Consider the following 19,669-nt stretch of genomic DNA (forward strand, 5'->3'; position numbering starts at 1 on the left):
GTTCCTTCTGTCCGCCCCGGGAAGGAGGCGGTTCGTCGTAGGCGCGTGCGCGGCGAGGTGACTCTCCGGCTGGCCAGCGGCGTCGGAGTGGGTTGCCATATCGGGCGACACGATCGGTCCTGACGCGGCACATCCGATGCGCGGTCTTGGGGCGTTTCTATGGGAAGTACGGGCGCGCATCGTCGTGCGCGCGCGGTTCAGCGCGGGGGCGTTTCGCCCGTAGCGGCAATCGGCAGGCCCAGTTCAACGAGTCGCGACCGGAAGCTGGCGGCGTCGGTGAACAGCACCGATTCGATCCCGAGCGCGCGTGCGGCGGCGATATTGGCCGGATTGTCGTCGACGAACACCGTCTCGTCCGCACGCACGCCGAATCGATCGAGCGCGAGCCGATAGATGGCGGGGTCGGGCTTCACGATCTTCTCGTCGCCCGACACGACGATGTCGCGGAAGCGGTCGAACATCGCCGATTCGCGGGCGCGAAACGGCGGCCAGAATTCGTGGCTGAAATTGGTGATCGCGAACAGCGGTACGTCGGCTGTGTCGAGATCGCGGACGAGCTCGTGCATCCCCGCAATCGCCGGGCCGATACTCTCGTTGAAGCGCGGGCCCCAGACGGCGATCAGGTCGGCATGCTGCGGATGCAACGCGGCCAGCTCCGCCGAGGTGTCGGCGAAGTCGCGACCAGCATCATGCTGGAAATGCCAGTCGATCGTGACGACATCGCGCAGGAACGCGTCGAGCGCCCGATCGTCATCGATCAGGCGCTCGTACAGGATCCGGGGATCCCAATCGTACAGGACACGACCGACGTCAAAAATGACGCTGGTCTTCAGGGGTTTAGCCCTGGCGTGCCTTGAAGCGACGGTTGGTCTTGTTGATGACGTAGGTACGGCCACGACGACGGATCACGCGGTTATCGCGGTGACGATCCTTGAGCGACTTCAGGGAATTGCGGATCTTCATGATCGATTCGCTTCTTTTCAAATCTAGGTGTGCGGAAAGACGGGATCGCCTAATGGCGGGGTGTGTCCAAGTCAAGCAACAGACGCACTCGTTCCGGCCGGGAACCCTCCCGGCTGGTCCAAGCGTTACTGTAGCGCAACATTCTAAGGAAGTCCCGATGGCGGTTCGTTCGATCATGGTTCTCGCGCTGGCGGGCGCATCCCTCACGGCCTGCGCGACCGGTCCGTCGCTGCCGCCGACCGAGGTCTTGCGCTATCACCTCGGCGAGCCGCTCGACCGCGGCACGATCGCGGTCCAGCCGCTGACCGCGGGCGCGCCTGCGAGCCTCGAGTTCAAGAGCTATGCCGCCGCCGTGCAGGGCCAGCTGATCAAGGTCGGGTACAACCCGCCCGCGCCGGGTGCCAAGCCGATGCTGATCGCGACCGTCGCCTTTACGCGCACCACGCAGGCAGGGCCGCCCAAGCGGTCGCCGTTCAGCGTCGGGATCGGCGGCGGTGGCTTCAGCGGCGGCCGGGGCGGCGGCGGTGTGGGGCTTGGCGGCGGGGTCGGCTTCCCGATTGGTGGGGGCGGCCGCGACGCGATCCTGGTCACCGAGATGGCGGTGACGATCAAGCGGTCGCTCGACCAGTCGCCGGTCTGGGAGGGGCGCGCGCAGACCTTCGCCGACGCAAGGAAGCCCGATGCGACGAGCCAGATCCAGGCCGAAAAGCTCGCCAGCGCGCTGTTCGCGGGGTTCCCCGGCGAGTCCGGCCGCACTATCCAGGTGAAATGAACGATCGCCCTATGACCGCCGCCGCCGCCACGCCTCTCGCCATCAACGCCGCCTTCGATGGCGGCAATATCCGCCTCGTGCGGGTCGATGGCGACCGGATCGACCTGGAAATCGTCAAGGACCGCGACTCCGACTATTTCCAGTGGTTCTACTTTCGCGTGGCGGGGGCGGCGGGCCGGACGCTGACCTACCGGATCCTCAATGCCGGTAGTTCGGCCTATCCGTTCGGCTGGCCCGGTTACAAGGCGCGGGCGAGCACTGATCGGCAGGCGTGGCGGATGATCGAAACCCGCTACGCCGATGGCGTGCTCGAATTCGATTTCACCGCCGAGACCGACCTTGCCTGGTTCGCCTATTTCGCGCCGTACACGATGGAGATGCATGCGGCGCTGGTCGCGCGGACCGCCCTGTTGCCGGGCGTCACGCACCGCGAGCTTGGCCAGTCGCTCGACGGGCAGGCGATCGATGCCTTCACGATCGGCAGCGGGCCCAAGCAGGTGTGGATCTATGGCCGCCAGCATCCCGGCGAATCGATGACCGAATGGTGGATGGAGGGCGCGCTGGAGCGGCTGACCGATTCGGCCGACCCGGTGACCGCGACGCTGCTGGAAAAGGCGACGTTCCACGTCGTGCCGAACATGAACCCCGACGGCACGTGCCGCGGGCATCTGCGCACCAATGCGGCCGGGGTGAACCTCAACCGCGAATGGGCGACCCCGAGCGCGGAAAAGAGCCCCGAGGTCCTGTGCGTCCGCAACGCGATGGACGTGACCGGCGTCGACATAGCGATGGACATTCATGGCGACGAGGCGATCCCGGCGAACTTCATCGCGGGCTATGAGGGCATCCCGTCCTGGACCGATGCGCATGGCGAGAAATTCTACGATTATGGCCGCCGTCTCGCGGCGCACACGCCCGACTTCCAGACCGAGAAGGGCTATCCCAAATCCGCGCCCGGCACCGCCAATCTGTCGATGTCCACCAACCAGCTTGCCGAGCGCTTCGGGGCGGTGTCGATGACGCTCGAGATGCCGTTCAAGGATCACGACGCGAATCCCGATGCCGAATATGGCTGGTCGCCGGAACGGTCGAAGCAGCTTGCGCATGCCATGCTCGAGACGCTCGCGGATGTAATCGACGCGATCTGACTTCCGTCGTCCTGACGAAAGTCAGGATCCAGAGCCAAGAGCGACAGCGTTCGGTTACCCTGGATCCTGACTTTCGTCAGGATGACGGACAAGAGTGCTAAACGCCCCTTTCTCTATCATTGCAGGAGCCCGCATGCCCAAACTCGTCCTGATCCGCCACGGCCAGTCCAGCTGGAACCTTGAAAACCGTTTCACCGGCTGGTGGGACGTCGACATGACCGCCAAGGGCGAGGCTGAGGCCAAGGCGGCAGGCGAGCTGATGGCGGCCAAGGGTCTCGATTTCGACCAGACCTTTGTCAGCCTGCAGACGCGCGCGATCAAGACGCTGAACATCGCGCTCGAGGCGATGGGGCGGCTGTGGCTGCCGGTCGAGAAGGACTGGCGGCTGAACGAGCGGCATTATGGCGGGCTCACCGGGCTCGACAAGGCCGAGACCGCGGCCAAGCATGGCGACGCGCAGGTGCATATCTGGCGCCGCAGCTTCGACGTGCCGCCGCCCCCGCTCGAGGATGGCAGCGAGTTCGACCTGTCGAAGGACCGGCGGTATGACGGCATCGCGATTCCGAAGGCCGAGAGCCTGAAGGACACGATCGATCGCGTGCTGCCCTATTGGGACGCGCGGATCGCGCCTGCGCTCAAGGACGGGCAGCGCGTGCTGATCTCGGCACACGGCAATTCGCTGCGCGCGCTGGTCAAGCACCTGTCCAACATCCCGGACGACGAGATCACGAGCCTCGAGATCCCGACGGGTCAGCCGATCGTGTACGAACTGGACGCGGACCTGAACGCGACCGATCGTTATTATCTGAGCGAGCGGTAAGCCTTTCTTCTCGAATGACCCACCCCGGCGAAGGCCGGGGCCCAGTTGGAAAGGTAGCAGTAACGGGGCGCCGTGCTTCGTTGACGGCATCCCCCAACTGGACCCCGGCCTCCGCCGGGGAGGTGCGGTCGGAAATGGTGGCAATCGCGTTTGCCGGTCGATCCGTACGATGCCACCAACAGCGTTGCCCTCGTCCCCCCGCGTCGCTAGGCACGGCGCTTCCTGAAGCGGGGGGCGAAATTGGCTCTAATCGGCATCATCATGGGCAGCACCTCCGACTGGGAGACGATGCGCCACACCGCCGAGACGCTCGATGCGCTCGGTGTCGCGTACGAGACCAGGGTCGTCTCCGCGCATCGTACCCCGCAGCGGCTCTACGACTATGCGACGACCGCCGCCGATCGGGGCCTGAAGGTTGTGATCGCGGGCGCGGGCGGCGCGGCGCATCTGCCCGGCATGGCGGCCTCGATGACGCACCTGCCGGTGCTCGGCGTGCCGGTAGAATCCAAGGCGCTGAAGGGCATGGATAGCCTGCTATCGATCGTCCAGATGCCGGGCGGCATCCCGGTGGGCACGCTGGCGATCGGCAAGCCCGGCGCGATCAACGCGGGGCTGCTCGCCGCGGCGATCCTCGCGACCGCCGACGATGCGCTGGCCGAGCGGCTGAAAGCCTGGCGCGCCGCGCAGACCGATTCCGTCGCCACCAACCCAGCCTGAAAGACGCCGACATGACGCCGCTTCCCCCCGGATCGACCATTGGTATCCTTGGCGGAGGTCAGCTCGGCCGGATGCTTGCCACCGCCGCGGCGCAGCTCGGCTATCACACGCATGTGCTCGCCCCCGACCAGGAAAGCGTCGCCGCGCAGTCCGCCTCGACGATGACGCGCGCCGATTATCACAACCGGATCGTGCTCGCCGACTTTGCCGACGCCTGCGACGTGGTCACCTACGAATTCGAGAATATCGCGGTCGAGCCGGTCGAATGGCTCGCCGACCGCGTTCCCGTGCATCCGAGCCCGCGCGCCCTGCGGGTGGCGCAGGAGCGGATCGGTGAGAAGCGCTTCGTCGAGAGCGTCGGTGGCCGGCCCGCGAAATGGGCGGCGGTCGACAGCCTCGCGAGCCTGCGCGAGGGAATGGCGCGCGTCGGGACGCCCGCGGTGCTCAAGACCGCGCGGTTCGGCTATGACGGCAAGGGGCAGGTGAAGATCGACGCGCCCGAGGGTGCGCAGGACGCCTGGGATGCAATCGGCGGCCCCGCGGTGCTCGAGGCGTTCGTGCCGTTCGAGCATGAATTCTCGATCCTGATCGCGCGCGGGCTGGATGGCAGCATCGTCCGTTACGCGCCGCCGCTCAACCTCCACCGCGATGCGATCCTGCGGCACTCCACCGTGCCTGCGCCCGCCGCCGTGCTGGCGCAGGCGGACGAGGCGGCGGCGCTCGCCGAGCGGATCGCGACCGAGCTCGACTATGTCGGCGTGCTGGCCTGCGAATTCTTCGTCGGCGCGGACGGCCCGGTGTTCAACGAGATGGCGCCGCGGGTGCATAATTCGGGGCACTGGACGATCGAGGGCGCCGAATGCTCGCAGTTCGAGAATCATATCCGCGCGATCTGCGGCCTGCCGCTCGGCGCACCGACGCTGACCGGGCGCGAGGCGACGATGGAGAACCTGATCGGCAGCGACGTGGATCGCTGGCAGGATCTGCTCGCCGAACCGGGCGCGCATCTCCACCTCTACGGCAAGGGGACGGCGCGGCCCGGCCGCAAGATGGGTCACGTCACGCGGGTGCGGCGCTAGGCGCGGCACCCGCTACGCGTCACTTCGCCGGGGGCTTGCCCGTAAGATCCTGAATTGCGTGCGCGAGCTCGATCCACATCGCGCCCTCGGGGATGACATATTCATTCTCGCCCCAGAAGAACGGCCAGTCCTCGTGATTTTCGGGGAAATCGGGTTTCACGATCAGGACGCCCGGCACCACGCCGCCGGCGATGAACGAGAAGTCGGCGCGGTTGTTGCCGTAGGCGACCTCCTTGGATCGTGTCCCGACGCCCGACACGAACGAGATGTCCGAACCGGGGTGATGCCCCAGCAGGAACTCCGCACCGCGGAACACGGCATCGGCAGGCATGATCTCGGGAAACGCCTTGTGCAGCGCATAGGCGTTCAACGCACCGGCGATCACCGTACCGCTACCGGCCCAGCCGCCCGTCGTGATCGGCACGCCGAACGGGTTTACTGAGGCTGCCTTGACCGTCGCGGCCGCATAGGCGCGGACCGCGGGGATCATGCCGTCGCGATAGCTTTGCGGCATGAGCGGGATCGCGGCGACGGCATCGCGCAGGTTGAACGCGAAGCGCCGCTCCATCGCCGGCCATAGCGTCTGGACCGCGGTGGCATAGCGCGGGTCGCGGGTCGTGCGCAGCAACTCGACAGCGGCGGCGAACCGCTCCGAGTCGAGTGGGCCCCCGGTGGTGTTGCCGTGCCGGTACAGGTCGGGGGCATGCGTCTGTTCCTCGGCCCAGATGCGAGTCGCGATTCCCAGCGCCGTCTTGGCCAATGCCGGATCGGCCTTGCCAAGTGAGCGTGATGCGGCGGCAAGCGCGGCGATCGAACCATAATTGAGTGCCGAGGCCTTGGTCGTGAAGGCCCAGCGATCGTCGGGCGTCCCGCTGCGGCCACCGCGCTCCTCGCCAATCTTCAGCGCCGGATCGTGGATCAGCCCGTCGGTCTTGGTCGATGCGTCGCCGAGATGCGTATATTGCGCGACGTCGGGCTCGACGATGCCGTGGATCGCATGGCCGACCGCATCGAACTGGGCAACCAGCTGGAGCGTGCCGTGGCGGATCTGCTGGAGCAGATCGGGCGTGCCGTCGGGGACGTGAATTTCGGTCCGGCGACGGGTCCAGTCGACCGCGGTCGTGTCGCGCGTCGGGCGCCATTGCTCCCAGGTGTCGACCAGCGACCGGACGACCTGATATTGCGACTGGGTACGGATGTCGAAATCGCCCGCGTCGAACCAGCCGCCGACCGCGAGACCGGGGATATGCTCCCCCGGCTTGTACTTCGTATCGGTGGTCGGCCCCTGCGCATACAGGTCGATATGCTCGTGGTTCAGCGGCGCCTGGCGCGCATCGTCGCGGTGCGCGTCGCCATGCCACACGCGATAGCCCTCGTTCACGTACATGTGATCCATCGCGACGGGGAAGTAGACGTCGAGCGTCGGGTGCCACACGCCCGCATAGACGTCGTCGGCGATGCGGAACGGCGCGGTGCGCGTCTCGCCATATTCGAGCATGTAGAGGCCGGGCTGGCGGACGTCGCTGAAATCGAGCTGCCGGTAATTGTAGCGCAGATAATCGCCCCAGCGGGTCGCCGGTGCGGTCTTGACCACGGTCGTGCTGCCATCGGCGCCGACCCGCAGCAGGCGCGCGGGTGCCGTCGTGCGATCGTTGCGATCGAGCTCGATCGTCGCGACCTTGCGTGCGCCGGGGGCATAGCCGAGCTGCGAATGCGCGATCACGGGCGCGCGCAGCCAGCCCGGCACGCTGTTCGGCTGGACCTCCCATTCGAGCACGGTCCCGGTCCGCCCGGCGGGGAGGAGCGAGCGGAGAACGAACCAGCCATTCTGCGCCTGGTTACGACCGTCGAACAGCTGCACCGGCGCGCTCGACCGGATCGTCACGCGGCGGGCGGGATCCTCCGGCGCGAGGACGAAGCGGGTGCCCTGCGCGATGGCGTTCGGCTCTGCGCCAGGCCCCTCGGCGCGACCGCTCGCCGCATTGCGCTGTGGCGTCGCGGTCATCGTGTCGGCGGGGTGCAGCGGGAAGACGCCGCTGCGATCGTCGGCGAGATAGCCGTGGTGGAAATAGGCGGCGGGGAGGAATTCGAGGTTGAATCCCGCCTTGCCCGCGAGCGCTGCGGGGACCGGCGCGTCGAGGATCACCGCCAGCGCGACGGCCGAGCCCTTGGTCGAGGAGCGGATCCGGTATCGCCAGTTATAATCGGGATATTCGAGCGTGACGGTGACGGTGCCGGCCGCGCGATCGACCTGCCGGTCGACGAAACGGGCGGTTGCATCCCATTGCCCCGGCGTGGCGGACAGGCGCACATCGCCATTGGTCGCGATCCGTTCGCCCTGCTGGATGATCTCGACGCCGCTGATCTTCGAATCGGCGAACAGTCCGTCATACCAGTTCGAGAAGACCAGCACGTTGACGGCCGGCGCCTCGTAATAGCCCGCATCGCCAAGCGTCGGTGCGGCCGCGTCCGGGCGGGCAGCCCGAGCTGTGCGGGCAGGGGCGATCCGTGGTCGTGGGGTGGCATCCTGCGGGGCTGCTGCATCGCGCGGCAGCGCGCGCGCGACGCCGGGTGTCGCGGTCGAAACCAGTGTCCCCAGCAGGCAAAACCAAGCTGTTCCCGTCATATACCCTCTCCCACGTCCCAATGTCGCCGATCGCTGACCGGTCATTCTTACTCAGACTATAGCGCTAACTTTCGACGGCGCTACCATGTCATCAGGACTGCAAATGCCAGCCGACACGATGCTGGACATGATAGCGGTATCGACTTACGTTCGCGCCTTACGAGCAGGGCAGGCATCGGGCGAAGGCGCCGGTGGATCGACCCGATGCCGTGGCGGAGGGAGAGAGATGACGGGGCTCATCATCGATCGGCGTCGTGCACCGCGGGGATCGCTTGTGCACTGGGCATGCATGCTGTTGCTGGCAGGCCTGTCGCCCGGCACGGCGGCGGAGCCCTTGGCGAGGCCGGGTTCGAGCGCGATCGCGGCCATGGCGGACCCACAGGCTGCGGCCAGACCGATACCGCCCGCGCTGGCGCCCTATTTCACGGCGGTGTCGGACGCGGCGACGACGCCCGATCGCGACGGCTTTCTGCGCCGCTGGCTGTTGCTCGAACCGATCGCCAAACCCAATCGCACCAACACCGGCTTTACCGCCACTTATGTCCGGCAGGCCTTGACCGCATCCCTGCCAGGGTCGCCGGCCGCAATTCCGAGGGACGGGCAGGTCGAGACGGCCGCCGCGCCACTGCGCTGGCATGCGCTCGATTCGAAGGGGTTCGACGTCAAGCTGTTCGACTTCGCCAAGGCACTGGGGGCGCCGACCTATGGCGTGATATTCTGGGCGGTGACGATCGTCGACAGCCCCCGCGAGCAGCGCGACGTCCGCCTGGCGGTCGGTTCGAACGCGGCATCGATCTGGTGGCTGAACGGCACCGAGGCGGTCGGGCTGTTCAACGACCGTCGCATGGTGATGGACGACGTGCTGTCGGATCGCCTGACGCTGCGCAAGGGACGCAACGTCATCCGCGGCGCGGTGATCAACGGCCCCGGGCTGAGCAGCTTCTGCGTCCGCTTCGTCGACGAAGCCGGCCGCCCGATCACCGATCTGACGACCCATGTTCGATAGCCCCCGTCGCGATACCGCGGTTCGGCAACAGGGAGGTCTCCGGATGCGGTGCGGACTGATCGCGGTGTGCCTCGGGTTTGCGGGCGCAGCGCCCGCCGCCGCGCAATTGGCGGGCGAACCCTTCATTCACGATCCCTCGACCGTCACGCTGTCGGACGGGAAATACTACACGTTCGGCACCCGCGGCGGCGGGTTGGTGTCCGAAGACGGCTGGACCTGGCATGGCGGCCCCGAGCGGCCGGGCGGCGGCGTGGCGCCCGACGTCATCCGGATCGGCGACCGCTATTACGTCGCCTATGCGGTCGGCGGCGGGGGCATGGGGGGCGGCCATGCCAGCCAGGTCAAGATGATGTGGACGCTGTCGCTCGATCCGGCATCGCCGCGCTTCAAGTTCCACGACATCGGCGTCGTCGCGTCGAGCGACGGGGTCGAGACGGCGGATGCGATCGATCCTGCGTTTCTCTACGCCGAGGGGCGGTTGTGGCTGACCTACGGCACCTATTTCGGCCCGATCCGGATGATCGAACTCGACCCGAAGACGGGACTGCGCATGGTGGGCAACGTGCCCGTCGACGTGGCGATCGACATGGAGGCCACCGCGATGCTGTATCGCGACGGCTATTATTATCTGCTGGGTACGCACGGCACGTGCTGCGACGGGCCAAATTCGACCTATCATATCCGCGCAGGCCGCTCCCGCAGCCCGCTTGGCCCCTATCTCGACCATATGGGGATCCCGCTGCTGCGGGGCGGCGGCAAGATGGTCGTCAGCGCGCGCGGCCGCCGCATCGGACCGGGGCATTTCGGACGGATTGCGCTCGCCGGCGGGGTCGAGAAACTGTCGCTCCATTATGAAGCCGACATGGATCGCAGCGGCCGGAGTGTCCTTGCGATCGAACCCCTGCGGTGGACCGACGGCTGGCCGGTCGTGGGCGAGACGGTGGCGCCGGGCACCTATGAGATCGCCTCCGAGCGCAGCGGCTATGCCTTGAGTCTGGCGACCGATATCGTCCGTATTCCGTTCGACGTTCGCCGCAGTTTCATGGCGGCCGCGACCGATCCGGTCGTGCCCATCCCCGACCAGACGCTGGCTCAGGATTCTGCCGACTGGCCACGCGGGCGGATCCGGGTGGATCTCGCGGACTATCTGGTGCGGCCGCATCAGTTGTGGACGATCACGCCGGTGCCCGCGGCGGGGGGTTATTTCGGCGCCCCCTATTACCGGATCGCGATCGCAGGCACGTCGCGCATGCTCGCCGCCACCCCGACCGGGGAGGTCGAGACGATCACCGCAGTCACCGCAGGCGCCGAGCCCCTATGGCAGATCGATCAGCTCACCGACGGCAGTTACCGGATCAAGCCGAAGGTCGTGCCCGGGGATGGGCAGGATCTCGCGCTGGTCGCGATCGGTGCGAGCACGCCGACTCTTGCGGCCTTCGATCCGGCAAGCCCGGCGGGACGGTGGACGTTCAGGCGACCCTGACAAGGCCATCGGTCGCCAAGCGGAGTTGACGGATGCGTAGAGTCCACTACTCCTACTATTAACTTCAAAAGACGGGGCCTCGCCAAGGGGCCGAAAGGGAGAGCATGAACCGGATCAGTCCTCGCCTCGCACGGTCGTGCGCCATCCGCCCAGGTCGCATGGGACGCATGGGACGCATTACCGCAGCGTCGTTGCTCGCGCCGCTGATCCTTGCGGGCACGGCGCTGTCCGGCGGCGCCGCAGCGCAGACCCTGTCGGCGGAGACGGCCAGTGCGACATTGCAGGCCGACAAGCCCGGCCCACAGATCCACCGCGACGTGTTCGGGCAGTTTGCCGAGCATCTCGGTCATGGCATCTATGGCGGCATCTGGGTCGGCAAGAACTCGCGAATCCCCAATGACGGCGGCTATCGGCGCGACGTGCTCGCGGCGATGAAGGCGATCAACGTGCCGATGGTGCGCTGGCCGGGCGGCTGCTTTGCCGACGAATATCACTGGCGTGACGGGATCGGCGCGACCAAGGCGCGGCCGACCAAGGTCAATACCAACTGGGGCGGCGTCAACGAGGATAACAGTTTCGGCACGCACGAATATTTCGGGCTGATGGACCGGCTGGGCGGCAGCACCTATGTCTCGGCCAATGTCGGCAGCGCACCGCCCGTCGAGACCGCGCAATGGGTCGAATACATGACCGCGCCGCAGGGCACCACGGTGCTGGCCAAGGAGCGCGAGCGCAACGGCCACGCCGCGCCGTGGAAGATCCAGTATCTCGGCATCGGCAACGAATTATGGGGCTGCGGCGGCAACATGCGTGCGGAATATGCCGCCGACCTGACCAACCGCTATGCCCAGTTCGCCAAGTCCGCCAACGGCCCGATGCTCAAGATCGCGAGCGGCCCGAGCGATTCGAATTATGAATGGACCGAGGCGATGATGCGCATCGCCGGCAAGAATATCGACGGGCTCGCGCTGCATTATTACACGCGTCCGCGCGACAAGAACTGGGCCGACAAGGGGCCGGCGCTGGGCTTTGCCGAGCGCGAATGGGCAAGCACCATGGCGCACACGCTGCAGATGGAGGAGTTCATCACCAAGCATTCGGCGATCATGGACAAATATGATCCCGCCAAGCGCGTGATGCTCGCGGTCGACGAATGGGGGACATGGTATGACCCGACGCCGGGCAGCAATCCGGGCTTTCTCGAGCAGCAGAATTCGGTGCGCGATGCGGTCGTCGCGGGGCTTAACATCAACATCTTCGCGCGCCATGCCGACCGGGTGAAGATGGCGGCGATCGCGCAGATGGTGAACGTGCTGCAGGCGATGCTGCTGACCGACGGCGCCAGGATGGTGAAGACGCCGACCTATTGGGTGTTCGACCTGTACAAGCCGTGGCAGGGCGCGACGTCGTTGCCGATCACGCTGACCTCGCCCTGGTATCACAAGGACGAGGTGGCGGTGCCCGCGGTCAGCGCGTCCGCGGTGCGTGACGCTGCGGGGCAGGTGCATGTCGCGCTGGTCAACCTCGACCCCAATCGGGCGATGCCGGTCTCGGTCGCGATGACGGGGTTGCAGGCGACCCAGGCGAGCGGCCGGATCGTCACCGGTCCGACGATGGACGCGCATAACAGCTTCGATTCGCCGGATGCGGTGACCCCGCAGCCCTTTGCCGATGCCCGGATCGCGGGCGGGACGCTGAGCGTGACCGTCCCGGCAAAGTCGGTGCTGGTGCTCGATCTGCGCTGACCGGCCGGCCGGGCATGACGTGTTCGGCGGCGATGATGGATGGGGGATGCGATGCGGAGTCGTGGTAGAACATGGCTGCTGGGTGCGGCGCTGGGGCTGGCATCGATCGGGAGTGCGGGCGCGCAGGTGAAGACCCCGGCGCCCGCGGTCGTGGCCGGCGCGAAGGCCGTCACAATCGAGCGCATCACCGTCCATTCCCCCGCCATCGCCGGCAATCTGGAGGGGAATAGTCCAGACCGCGCGGTCATCGTCATCCTTCCGCCCGGCTACAGGACCAATCCGGGCAAACGCTATCCCGTGGTCTATGCGCTGCACGGCTATTCGATCGGCGTGGAGCAATGGATCGGCGAGATCCATGTGCCGCAGACCATCGAGGGGGCGTTCGCCAAGGGCGTCCGCGAAATGATCGTCGTGCTGCCCGACAGCAAGACGGTGCACAACGGATCCTTCTATTCGCGGTCGGTGACGGTGGGCAATTTCGAGGCCTTCGTCGCGCACGATCTGGTCGGCTATGTCGACGCGCATTACCGGACGATCGCGGATCGGCGCAGTCGCGGCCTCGCGGGGCATTCGATGGGCGGCTATGGCACCGCACGGATCGGGATGAAGCATGCCGATATTTTCGGCGCGCTCTACATGATGAGTCCCTGCTGCCTGTCAACACGCGCGCTGGGCACCCCCGATGCCGCGGTCGAGGCCACGATCCGGGCGCTGAAATCGCCCGCAGACGGCGCGACGCTGCCCTGGGGCGTGCGGGCGCAGCTCGCCACGGCCGCCGCCTGGTCGCCCAATCCCAAGGCCCCGCCGCTCTATCTCGACCTGCCCGTCAAGGACGGCCAGCCCCACCTCGAAGTGACGGCCCGCTGGGCCGCCAACGCCCCGCTCGCCATGCTCGACCAATATGTCGGCGACCTGCGCCGCTATGCCGCGATCGGGATCGACGTGGGGGACCGCGACGGATTGAAGGACGACGCGGTCAAATTCCACGAGGCGCTCGATCGATACGGTATCGCCAACGGCTTCGCGATCTATCCGGGCGATCATACCAGTGGCGTTGCCGGACGCGTGCAGGACCAGATGATGCCGTTCTTCGCGCGCGCGCTGGCGTTCGGCAAATGAAGGCGGGATCGGCGATCGCCGCGAGCCTGCTCCTCGCGACCGCGGCCTCGGCGCAGGTCTGGCGGTCGGATCAGGGCGATGGCAGCTACCGCAATCCGGTGCTGTATGCGGACTATCCGGATCCCGACATCATCCGCGTCGGTCGCGACTATTATTTCGCCGCGACGACCTTTGCGAACACGCCGGGGATCACGATCCTGCACAGTCGCGACCTGGTGAACTGGACGATCGCGTCGCATCTGGTGGCGCGTCTCGAGGGTCGGCCGCAATATGACCTGGTCGGCGGCAACGCCTATCGCAAGGGGCTCTACGCCTCGAGCCTGCGCTATCACGCGGGCACCTATTATCTGGCGAACACGCCGGTCGGGCAGAATACGCGGATCTGGTATGCCAGGGACGTACGCGGTCCGTGGCGCTACCACGAGCTCGATCGCCAGGCGTTCGATCCCGGCCTGTTCATCGAACCCGATGGCCGCGCCTATCTCGCCACCGCGAGCACCGCCGACGGGACGATCACGCTGCTGACGCTCGATCGTGCGCTCGCGCACGTCACGGCATCACGCAAGGTCCATTATATCAAGGGGGCCGAAGGGTCGAAGCTGCTGCGGCGTGGCGACTATTATTATCTGTTCAACGCGCTGCCGCCGCGGCTCGCACTCTCCGTATCGCGGTCGCGCAGCCTGTTCGGGCCGTGGGAAACCCGCGACCAGATCGACGACACGACCGGTGGGCACCAGGGCGCGCTGGTCGATCTGCCCGACGGGCGCTGGTTCGGGTTCGTGATGGAGGATAGCGGCGCGATCGGGCGGATGACCAATATCAGCCCGGTCTTCTGGCGCGACGACTGGCCGGTCTGGGGTACGCCCGCCGCGCCAGGCCGCGTGCCGCGTCAGGCGACCAAGCCGATCACGGGCCATCGCTTTGCCGAGCCTGCAACGTCGGACGATTTCGGCGGGCGGCGGCTCGGGCTGCAATGGCAGTGGAACCATAATCCCGAACCGGACCGCTGGTCACTTGCCGCACGCCCCGGCTGGCTGCGATTGCGCCCGACCGTGGCGGAGCGGTTCTGGTCCGCGCGCAACACGCTGACGCAAAAGGGGCAGGGGCCTGCGAGCCGCGGCGAGGTGAAGCTGGATATCGGCCATCTGGCGCCCGGCGATCGCTGCGGTTTCGGCACGCTGGGACAGATCAGCGCGAACCTGACCGTGACGCGCGACGCGAACCGCCGGGCGCGGGTCGCGATGGAGGTGACGACGGACCGGGCCGAGGGCGCGCAGACCGAAACGCGTGCCACCACCGACCTGCCGCAGGGTGATACGCTGTGGCTGCGCACCGACATGGACTTCACGACGAGCCGGGGCCGGGTCGCCTATAGCGCGGACGGTGTTCGCTGGACCGGGCTCGGCGGTGACTTCCCGCTCGCCTTCGCATGGCAGACCGGGACGTTCCAGGGCGAGCAGTTCGCGCTGTTCTGCTACGCGCCCGCCCGCAGCACCGGCTGGATCGACATCGACAGCTTCCGCCTCTCGCGACTGACACCGTCGGGCAACGCGCCACGATAGGCGAAGGCCGGTCGCCGCCTATCGCAGCAGCGCCGCCTCCGCCCAAGCGACAGGTTGCGTCGCGGTCGAGGTGCTGCCGCGAGCGACGAGTTCGACGATCCGCACGCCCTTGATGTCCGCGCGCAGCGGCGCGGCGGCCATGCCGAACGCCATTGCCGGGGAGGTCGCGAGCAGGCGCCCGTCGCCCCAGACCTCGAACGTGACCGTGCCTGCCTTGGGGGTGCCGGAATCGTTGACGCCGACCTTCGTTGCGAAGCGCGTGAACCCGGCATTGCGCACCTCGAGACGCGACTGGCCGAGCACGCCGAGCCCCGTGTCGAAGTCCGTCCCGGCGATCCGCAACAGCTTCCCATAGGGTGCCCGGTCCGCCTCGGCCCCGCCCCAGCCGCCATATTGCGGATGCTCGCCCGGCCCGTGCGTGCCGATCCAGGGGGTGATCGAATGGTGGATGGTCGGATCGGCCTGGGGCGACGCCACCCCGTCGACCGCTGGATTGACGCGTCCGGTCTGTTCGGAAAGATAGAGCCCGTCGGCAAGGCGCCGGGTGCCCGCGGCGCGGAACACGCGCGTTTCGTGCGGGGCCAGCGACAGGGCCATATCCTTGCGGAAGCTGCTGTCCGCCTTGCTCCACAGGTCGCGCAACCGGACATCGATATCGGGGCGCAGCTTGAGATGCTCGGCGGTCAGCGTCGCCTTGGCAGGCTGCGCGGTCCGGTTGACGACCGCGACGCCCTTGCTGCCGTCGGCCAGCGCCTTGACGAGGATCTGCACCTCGTCCGAGTCATAGGCGAGCACTGCCTGGTTGCCGGCCGGGTCCTGGTTCAGCGCGACGATGTCGGCATTGCCGAAGATCGCGAGCAGATCGGGCGTCAGCTTGCGCAGGTCATAGCCGATGATCAGCGGCGAGTTCAGCATCGCCCAGAGCGTGAAATGCGCCCGCGCCTCGACGAGATGGCTGCGATCGAAATCCCCCGATCCGACGAACAGCATGTCGGCGTCGTTCCACGACCCGGGATGCGCATAGAGCGCACGGTGCGTCACGGTGTCCATATTGGTCAGCATGCGCGGCCAGAGCGGCTGGATGTCGTCGCTGGTGCGCGAGGTGTTGCCGACGTCCTTCCCCCAGGCGCGCACGTCGCCCGCGCCCCACAGGCACAGCGAATAGACATAGGGCCGTCCCCCCGCCTCGGCGCGGATCGCCGCCCCGACATCTTCGTAGAGGCGGCGGATACCCGCCACGTCGGACCGGCCGAGCGACTGCATGTCGACCAGCGGCGGCAGCGCGCGATACAGGCCCGATCGCACGCGCGGCGCATCCGCGGGCAGCCCCCGGATACCGCAGGCATCGACCTTGATGAAATCGAAATTCCAGTCGCGGAAATAGGTCTTCATGTCCTGATCGACATGGCCGTAGAGCCCGACTTCGCGTTCGGCGACGCTGCCTTCGGGCTGGTTCTTGAAATCGGGGGTGTAGATCTGTCCGCAGCTGTTGCGGCCGATGTCCGAATAGATCCCGGCCTTCAGCCCCATCGAGTGGAGCCGGTCGGTGAGCGGGCGGAAGCTCGTGTCGGGGCCGGTCGCCGCAGACGGGAAGTGGCTGGTCCGGATGATCATCCGTCCGTCGGGCTGGCGGCGCTTGAGCCACCAGCCGTCGTCGATATTGACGTAGCGATAGCCGAGCGTTGCCAGCTTCGTGTCGACCAGCGCCTGCGCGGAGGCGAGCACCTTCTCCTCGTCGACATCGCTGTTGAACGCGTTCCACGAATTCCAGCCCATCGGCGGGACGGGGGCGTGGCCATCGGCGTTCGCGCTCCACCGGCCGGTCGCCGCAAGCGGATCGCGCGGGGCGGCGTGGGCGGCCGAGGCGGCGGCACCGGCGAATGCGAGCGCGGTGCCGAGCAGCAGGACCGAGCGGGCGATCATAGCGGCAGCGCCGCGGAAGCGCGCGCGGTGAAGCTTGTCGTCGCGCCCGGAACGCCGGTGCCGGGCTGGCCCGACCCCAGCGTCACGCGGTACGTGCCGGCGGCGACTGATCGCGTGCCGTCGAGCGCGACCGAACTCAGGTCGCGCGGCGACAGGTCGAAGCTGAGCATGCGCGTTTCTCCGGGGTTAAGGTCGACGCGGCGAAATCCGCGCAGTGCGATCCGGGGCATGCCCGGCCGGTCGGGAAAATCGAGGTAGAGCTGCGCGACTTCGGCGCCCGCGCGCTTGCCGATATTGCGGAGCCGCGCGGTGACACGGATGCCGGTCTCCGCCCCGCCCGGCGCGGGCTCTACCTGGACCGAGTCATAGGCGAAGCGCGTGTAGCTGAGCCCCGCCCCGAACGGATAGACCGGCGTGCCGGTGAAATAGCGATAGGTGCGTCCGGCCATCGCATAGTCGCCGAACGGCGGCAGATCCGCGACGCTGCGGTAGAAGGTCAGCGGCAGCCGGCCCGACGGATTGGTCCGTCCGGTCAGGATATTGGCTGCGGCGAGACCGCCCTGTTCGCCCGGGTACCAGGCTTCGAGGATGGCGGCGGCGTGATCCTTGGCCCAGGCGAGATTGATCGGGCTGCCGTTCATCGCGACCAGCACGATCGGCTTGCCCGCGGCGCGCGCCTGTTCGAGCATCGCGATCTGGTCGGCGGGAAGGTCGAGCGTGGTCTTGTCGCCGCCGGCGAAGCCCGGGACGCTGACGCCGGTTTCCTCGGCTTCGAGATCGGAGGTGAGGCCGACGACCGCGACGACGATGTCGGCGGCCGCAGCGGCGCGTTTCAGCGCGGCGGTCGGATCGTCCGATACGCGTTTCCAGACGAGATCGCCGCCGCCGCCGTCGACCTCGATGCGGTAGCGTCGCCCGGCGGTGAGCGTGAGCGTCTTCATTCCGGGCAGATCGTTCCAGCGGGCCTTGCGACGGTCCGACACGACCACCCCGTCGACCGCCAGCACGCCGCCCGCCCCCGACAGGCCGAGGCGATAGCTACCGGTTTCGGGGGGGATGAGGAATCCGGTCCGGATCGCCCGGTGCACGTCCGCAACCCCGGCCAGCGCGAGCTGACGGTCGCCGACATCGGGTTCGATCCGGGTCACGACGGGGGTGTCCCGATAGCGCACCGCGGCGACGATCGCGTCGCGCGTGCCGGGGGCAAAAGCGGTCGGCAGCGGGGCGACCGGGTTGTGATAGCGTGCGAGCACGCCCGGCTTGCCATCGGGGGTCTGCAGCGCGGTGGTCGGAACGCGGTCCCCGTCGGTGACTGACTCGCCGAACGGGACCAGCGTGATCCGCTCGGCGCCGAGCGTCGTGCGCAGACCTTCGAGGATCGAGACCGGCGGTCCCGACAAGGGCGATGCGTAATTGCCGCGCAACACGCGTGTCGCGTCGCCCAGCGGCCCAATCACCGCGACCTTCGTCCCGGCGCGCAGCGGCAGGACGCCGTCATTCTTCAGCAATACCATCGACCGTTCGGCGGCGGCCAACGCGAGCCGGCGATGCTCGGCGGCACCGACCGCGTCGACCGGTATTGCGGCGGGCGCGCCGGCCAGACCGGGCAGATCGCCGGTGCGGTAGCGCGCCGCGAACAGGCGGACGAGGCTGCGATCGATATCGGCCGGGGTAACGAGGTCGCGCTGCAACGCGGTGCGATAGCGGGCGTCGAGCCCCGCCGTGTCGCTCAGCGTATCCCCGCTGCATTCATTGTCGACTCCCGCGCGCAGTGCCGCGGCGACCGCGGCCGCGCCGTCGGGGGCATATTTGTGGTTGTCGGCAATGTCCTTCACCGCGTCGCAATCGGACACGACATAGCCCGAAAACCCCCAGGCGCCGCGCAGATGCGTCTTGAGCAGCGGGTCGCTGGCACAGGCGGGCTGACCATCGATGCGGTTATACGCGCACATGACCGACCCCGCCTGTCCGTCGACGATCGCCGCGCGGAACGCCGGCAGGAACGTATCCTCGAGGTCGTGCGCCGAGACATAGACATTCGCCTGGTGTCGCGTGGCTTCCGGCCCGCTATGGACGGCGAAATGCTTCGGCGTGGCGATGACCTGCGGGTGCTCCGGATCGGGGCCCTGCAGTCCGCGGACGAAGGCGACGCCCATCGCCGCGGTCAGGACGGGATCCTCGCCATAGGTTTCCTGGCCGCGTCCCCAGCGCGGATCGCGGAAGATGTTGATGTTGGGGGACCAGCTGTCGAGCCCGGTTCCGATATGCCCGACCCGCCCGGTTTCGCGCGCGAGCGTGTGGAGCCCGCGGACCTCGGTGCTGATCGCGCCTGCTACCGCCTGGACGAGCGGCGAATCGAAGCTGGCGGCCAGACCGATCGGCTCGGGGAAATTGGTCGTCGCGATCGGCCCCAGCGCGCCGTGGAGCGATTCCGTCCACCAGTTATAGGCCGGAATGTCGAGCCGCGGGATTGCGGGCGCGACGTTGAGCAGTTGGGGCAGCTTCTCGTCCGCGCGAAGCTGCGCAACGAGCGCGGTGGCCATGACCGTGGCCTGGTCGGGCGCGGCCGGGCTGGTCTGCGCAGCGACGGGGGCCGCGACGAGCGCCATCGCAAGCGCGAGCGACGGGCCGATTGCCGCGCGCCGGGTGGGCATCATAGTCTTGCGCATCATCGTCTCCCCCATGCTCGCCGGACGTCGCCGCCGG

General features: G+C 67.6%; 15 protein-coding genes. 10 read left to right on the forward strand and 5 right to left on the reverse strand.

What is annotated here, in order from left to right; all coding sequences use genetic code 11:
• Positions 1–197: 197 nt before the first annotated feature.
• Together IFT54_RS17315 and ykgO are read right to left on the reverse strand one after the other, a co-directional pair.
• Positions 198–833, reverse strand: a complete 636-nt coding sequence (locus IFT54_RS17315) for an HAD family hydrolase (protein ID WP_192071554.1) — start codon at positions 831–833, stop codon at positions 198–200.
• 4 nt (positions 834–837) lie between these two features.
• On the reverse strand, positions 838–963 hold the full coding sequence (gene ykgO / locus IFT54_RS17320; RefSeq protein ID WP_003046794.1) for a type B 50S ribosomal protein L36: 126 nt from the start codon (positions 961–963) through the stop codon (positions 838–840).
• A gap of 157 nt (positions 964–1,120) precedes the next feature.
• Between ykgO and IFT54_RS17325 the strand changes: the two genes are divergently transcribed.
• The 5 genes from IFT54_RS17325 to IFT54_RS17345 all read left to right on the forward strand — a co-directional run bounded on the left by IFT54_RS17325 (position 1,121) and on the right by IFT54_RS17345 (position 5,499).
• Entirely contained in the window at positions 1,121–1,735 is a 615-nt protein-coding gene (locus IFT54_RS17325; RefSeq protein ID WP_031395071.1) for a hypothetical protein, read from the forward strand.
• Positions 1,732–2,883, forward strand: a complete 1,152-nt coding sequence (locus IFT54_RS17330) for a M14 family metallopeptidase (RefSeq protein ID WP_244649157.1) — start codon at positions 1,732–1,734, stop codon at positions 2,881–2,883. The genes IFT54_RS17325 and IFT54_RS17330 overlap by 4 nt, the downstream gene beginning before the upstream one ends.
• Before the next feature lie 133 nt (positions 2,884–3,016).
• Positions 3,017–3,703: a 2,3-diphosphoglycerate-dependent phosphoglycerate mutase gene (gene gpmA / locus IFT54_RS17335; RefSeq protein WP_192071514.1), complete on the forward strand. Its 687-nt coding sequence runs from the start codon at positions 3,017–3,019 to the stop codon at positions 3,701–3,703.
• A 261-nt stretch (positions 3,704–3,964) separates the two neighbouring features.
• Positions 3,965–4,420 (forward strand): 5-(carboxyamino)imidazole ribonucleotide mutase, encoded by a 456-nt coding sequence (gene purE / locus IFT54_RS17340; protein ID WP_192071515.1) that lies wholly within the window; start codon positions 3,965–3,967, stop codon positions 4,418–4,420.
• Between the two features lie 11 nt (positions 4,421–4,431).
• Positions 4,432–5,499 (forward strand): 5-(carboxyamino)imidazole ribonucleotide synthase, encoded by a 1,068-nt coding sequence (locus IFT54_RS17345; protein WP_192071516.1) that lies wholly within the window; start codon positions 4,432–4,434, stop codon positions 5,497–5,499.
• A 19-nt stretch (positions 5,500–5,518) separates the two neighbouring features.
• Here IFT54_RS17345 and IFT54_RS17350 read toward each other — a convergent pair whose 3' ends face one another.
• Complete coding sequence (locus IFT54_RS17350; protein WP_192071517.1) at positions 5,519–8,125, reverse strand: glycoside hydrolase family 9 protein; 2,607 nt, start codon at positions 8,123–8,125, stop codon at positions 5,519–5,521.
• A 289-nt stretch (positions 8,126–8,414) separates the two neighbouring features.
• On the opposite strand from IFT54_RS17350, the gene IFT54_RS17355 reads away from it, so the two are divergent.
• The 5 genes from IFT54_RS17355 (at position 8,415) to IFT54_RS17375 (ending at position 15,040) form a co-directional block, all read left to right on the forward strand.
• Positions 8,415–9,131: an acetylxylan esterase gene (locus IFT54_RS17355; protein WP_192071518.1), complete on the forward strand. Its 717-nt coding sequence runs from the start codon at positions 8,415–8,417 to the stop codon at positions 9,129–9,131.
• A 43-nt stretch (positions 9,132–9,174) separates the two neighbouring features.
• Positions 9,175–10,614 carry a family 43 glycosylhydrolase gene (locus tag IFT54_RS17360; protein WP_192071519.1) on the forward strand — a complete coding sequence of 480 codons (1,440 nt, stop codon included), beginning with the start codon at positions 9,175–9,177 and terminating at the stop codon, positions 10,612–10,614.
• 167 nt (positions 10,615–10,781) lie between these two features.
• Positions 10,782–12,359 (forward strand): alpha-N-arabinofuranosidase, encoded by a 1,578-nt coding sequence (locus tag IFT54_RS17365; RefSeq protein ID WP_192071520.1) that lies wholly within the window; start codon positions 10,782–10,784, stop codon positions 12,357–12,359.
• 51 nt (positions 12,360–12,410) lie between these two features.
• The gene (locus tag IFT54_RS17370) at positions 12,411–13,478 is read left to right on the forward strand and encodes an alpha/beta hydrolase (protein ID WP_192071521.1); all 1,068 of its coding nucleotides are present in this window, start codon (positions 12,411–12,413) and stop codon (positions 13,476–13,478) included.
• Positions 13,475–15,040 (forward strand): glycoside hydrolase family 43 protein, encoded by a 1,566-nt coding sequence (locus tag IFT54_RS17375; protein ID WP_192071522.1) that lies wholly within the window; start codon positions 13,475–13,477, stop codon positions 15,038–15,040. Before IFT54_RS17370 ends, IFT54_RS17375 begins: the two co-directional genes overlap by 4 nt.
• An 18-nt stretch (positions 15,041–15,058) precedes the next feature.
• Here IFT54_RS17375 and IFT54_RS17380 read toward each other — a convergent pair whose 3' ends face one another.
• Both IFT54_RS17380 and IFT54_RS17385 read right to left on the reverse strand, forming a co-directional pair.
• Positions 15,059–16,963, reverse strand: coding sequence for an NPCBM/NEW2 domain-containing protein (locus IFT54_RS17380; RefSeq protein ID WP_192071523.1), 1,905 nt, complete (start codon positions 16,961–16,963; stop codon positions 15,059–15,061).
• Positions 16,960–19,632: a glycoside hydrolase family 3 C-terminal domain-containing protein gene (locus IFT54_RS17385; RefSeq protein ID WP_446740683.1), complete on the reverse strand. Its 2,673-nt coding sequence runs from the start codon at positions 19,630–19,632 to the stop codon at positions 16,960–16,962. Before IFT54_RS17385 ends, IFT54_RS17380 begins: the two co-directional genes overlap by 4 nt.
• Positions 19,633–19,669 lie beyond the last annotated feature (37 nt).

Source organism: Sphingomonas sp. CFBP 13714 (assembly GCF_014842205.1).
Taxonomy (GTDB): Bacteria; Pseudomonadota; Alphaproteobacteria; order Sphingomonadales; family Sphingomonadaceae; genus Sphingomonas; species Sphingomonas aerolata.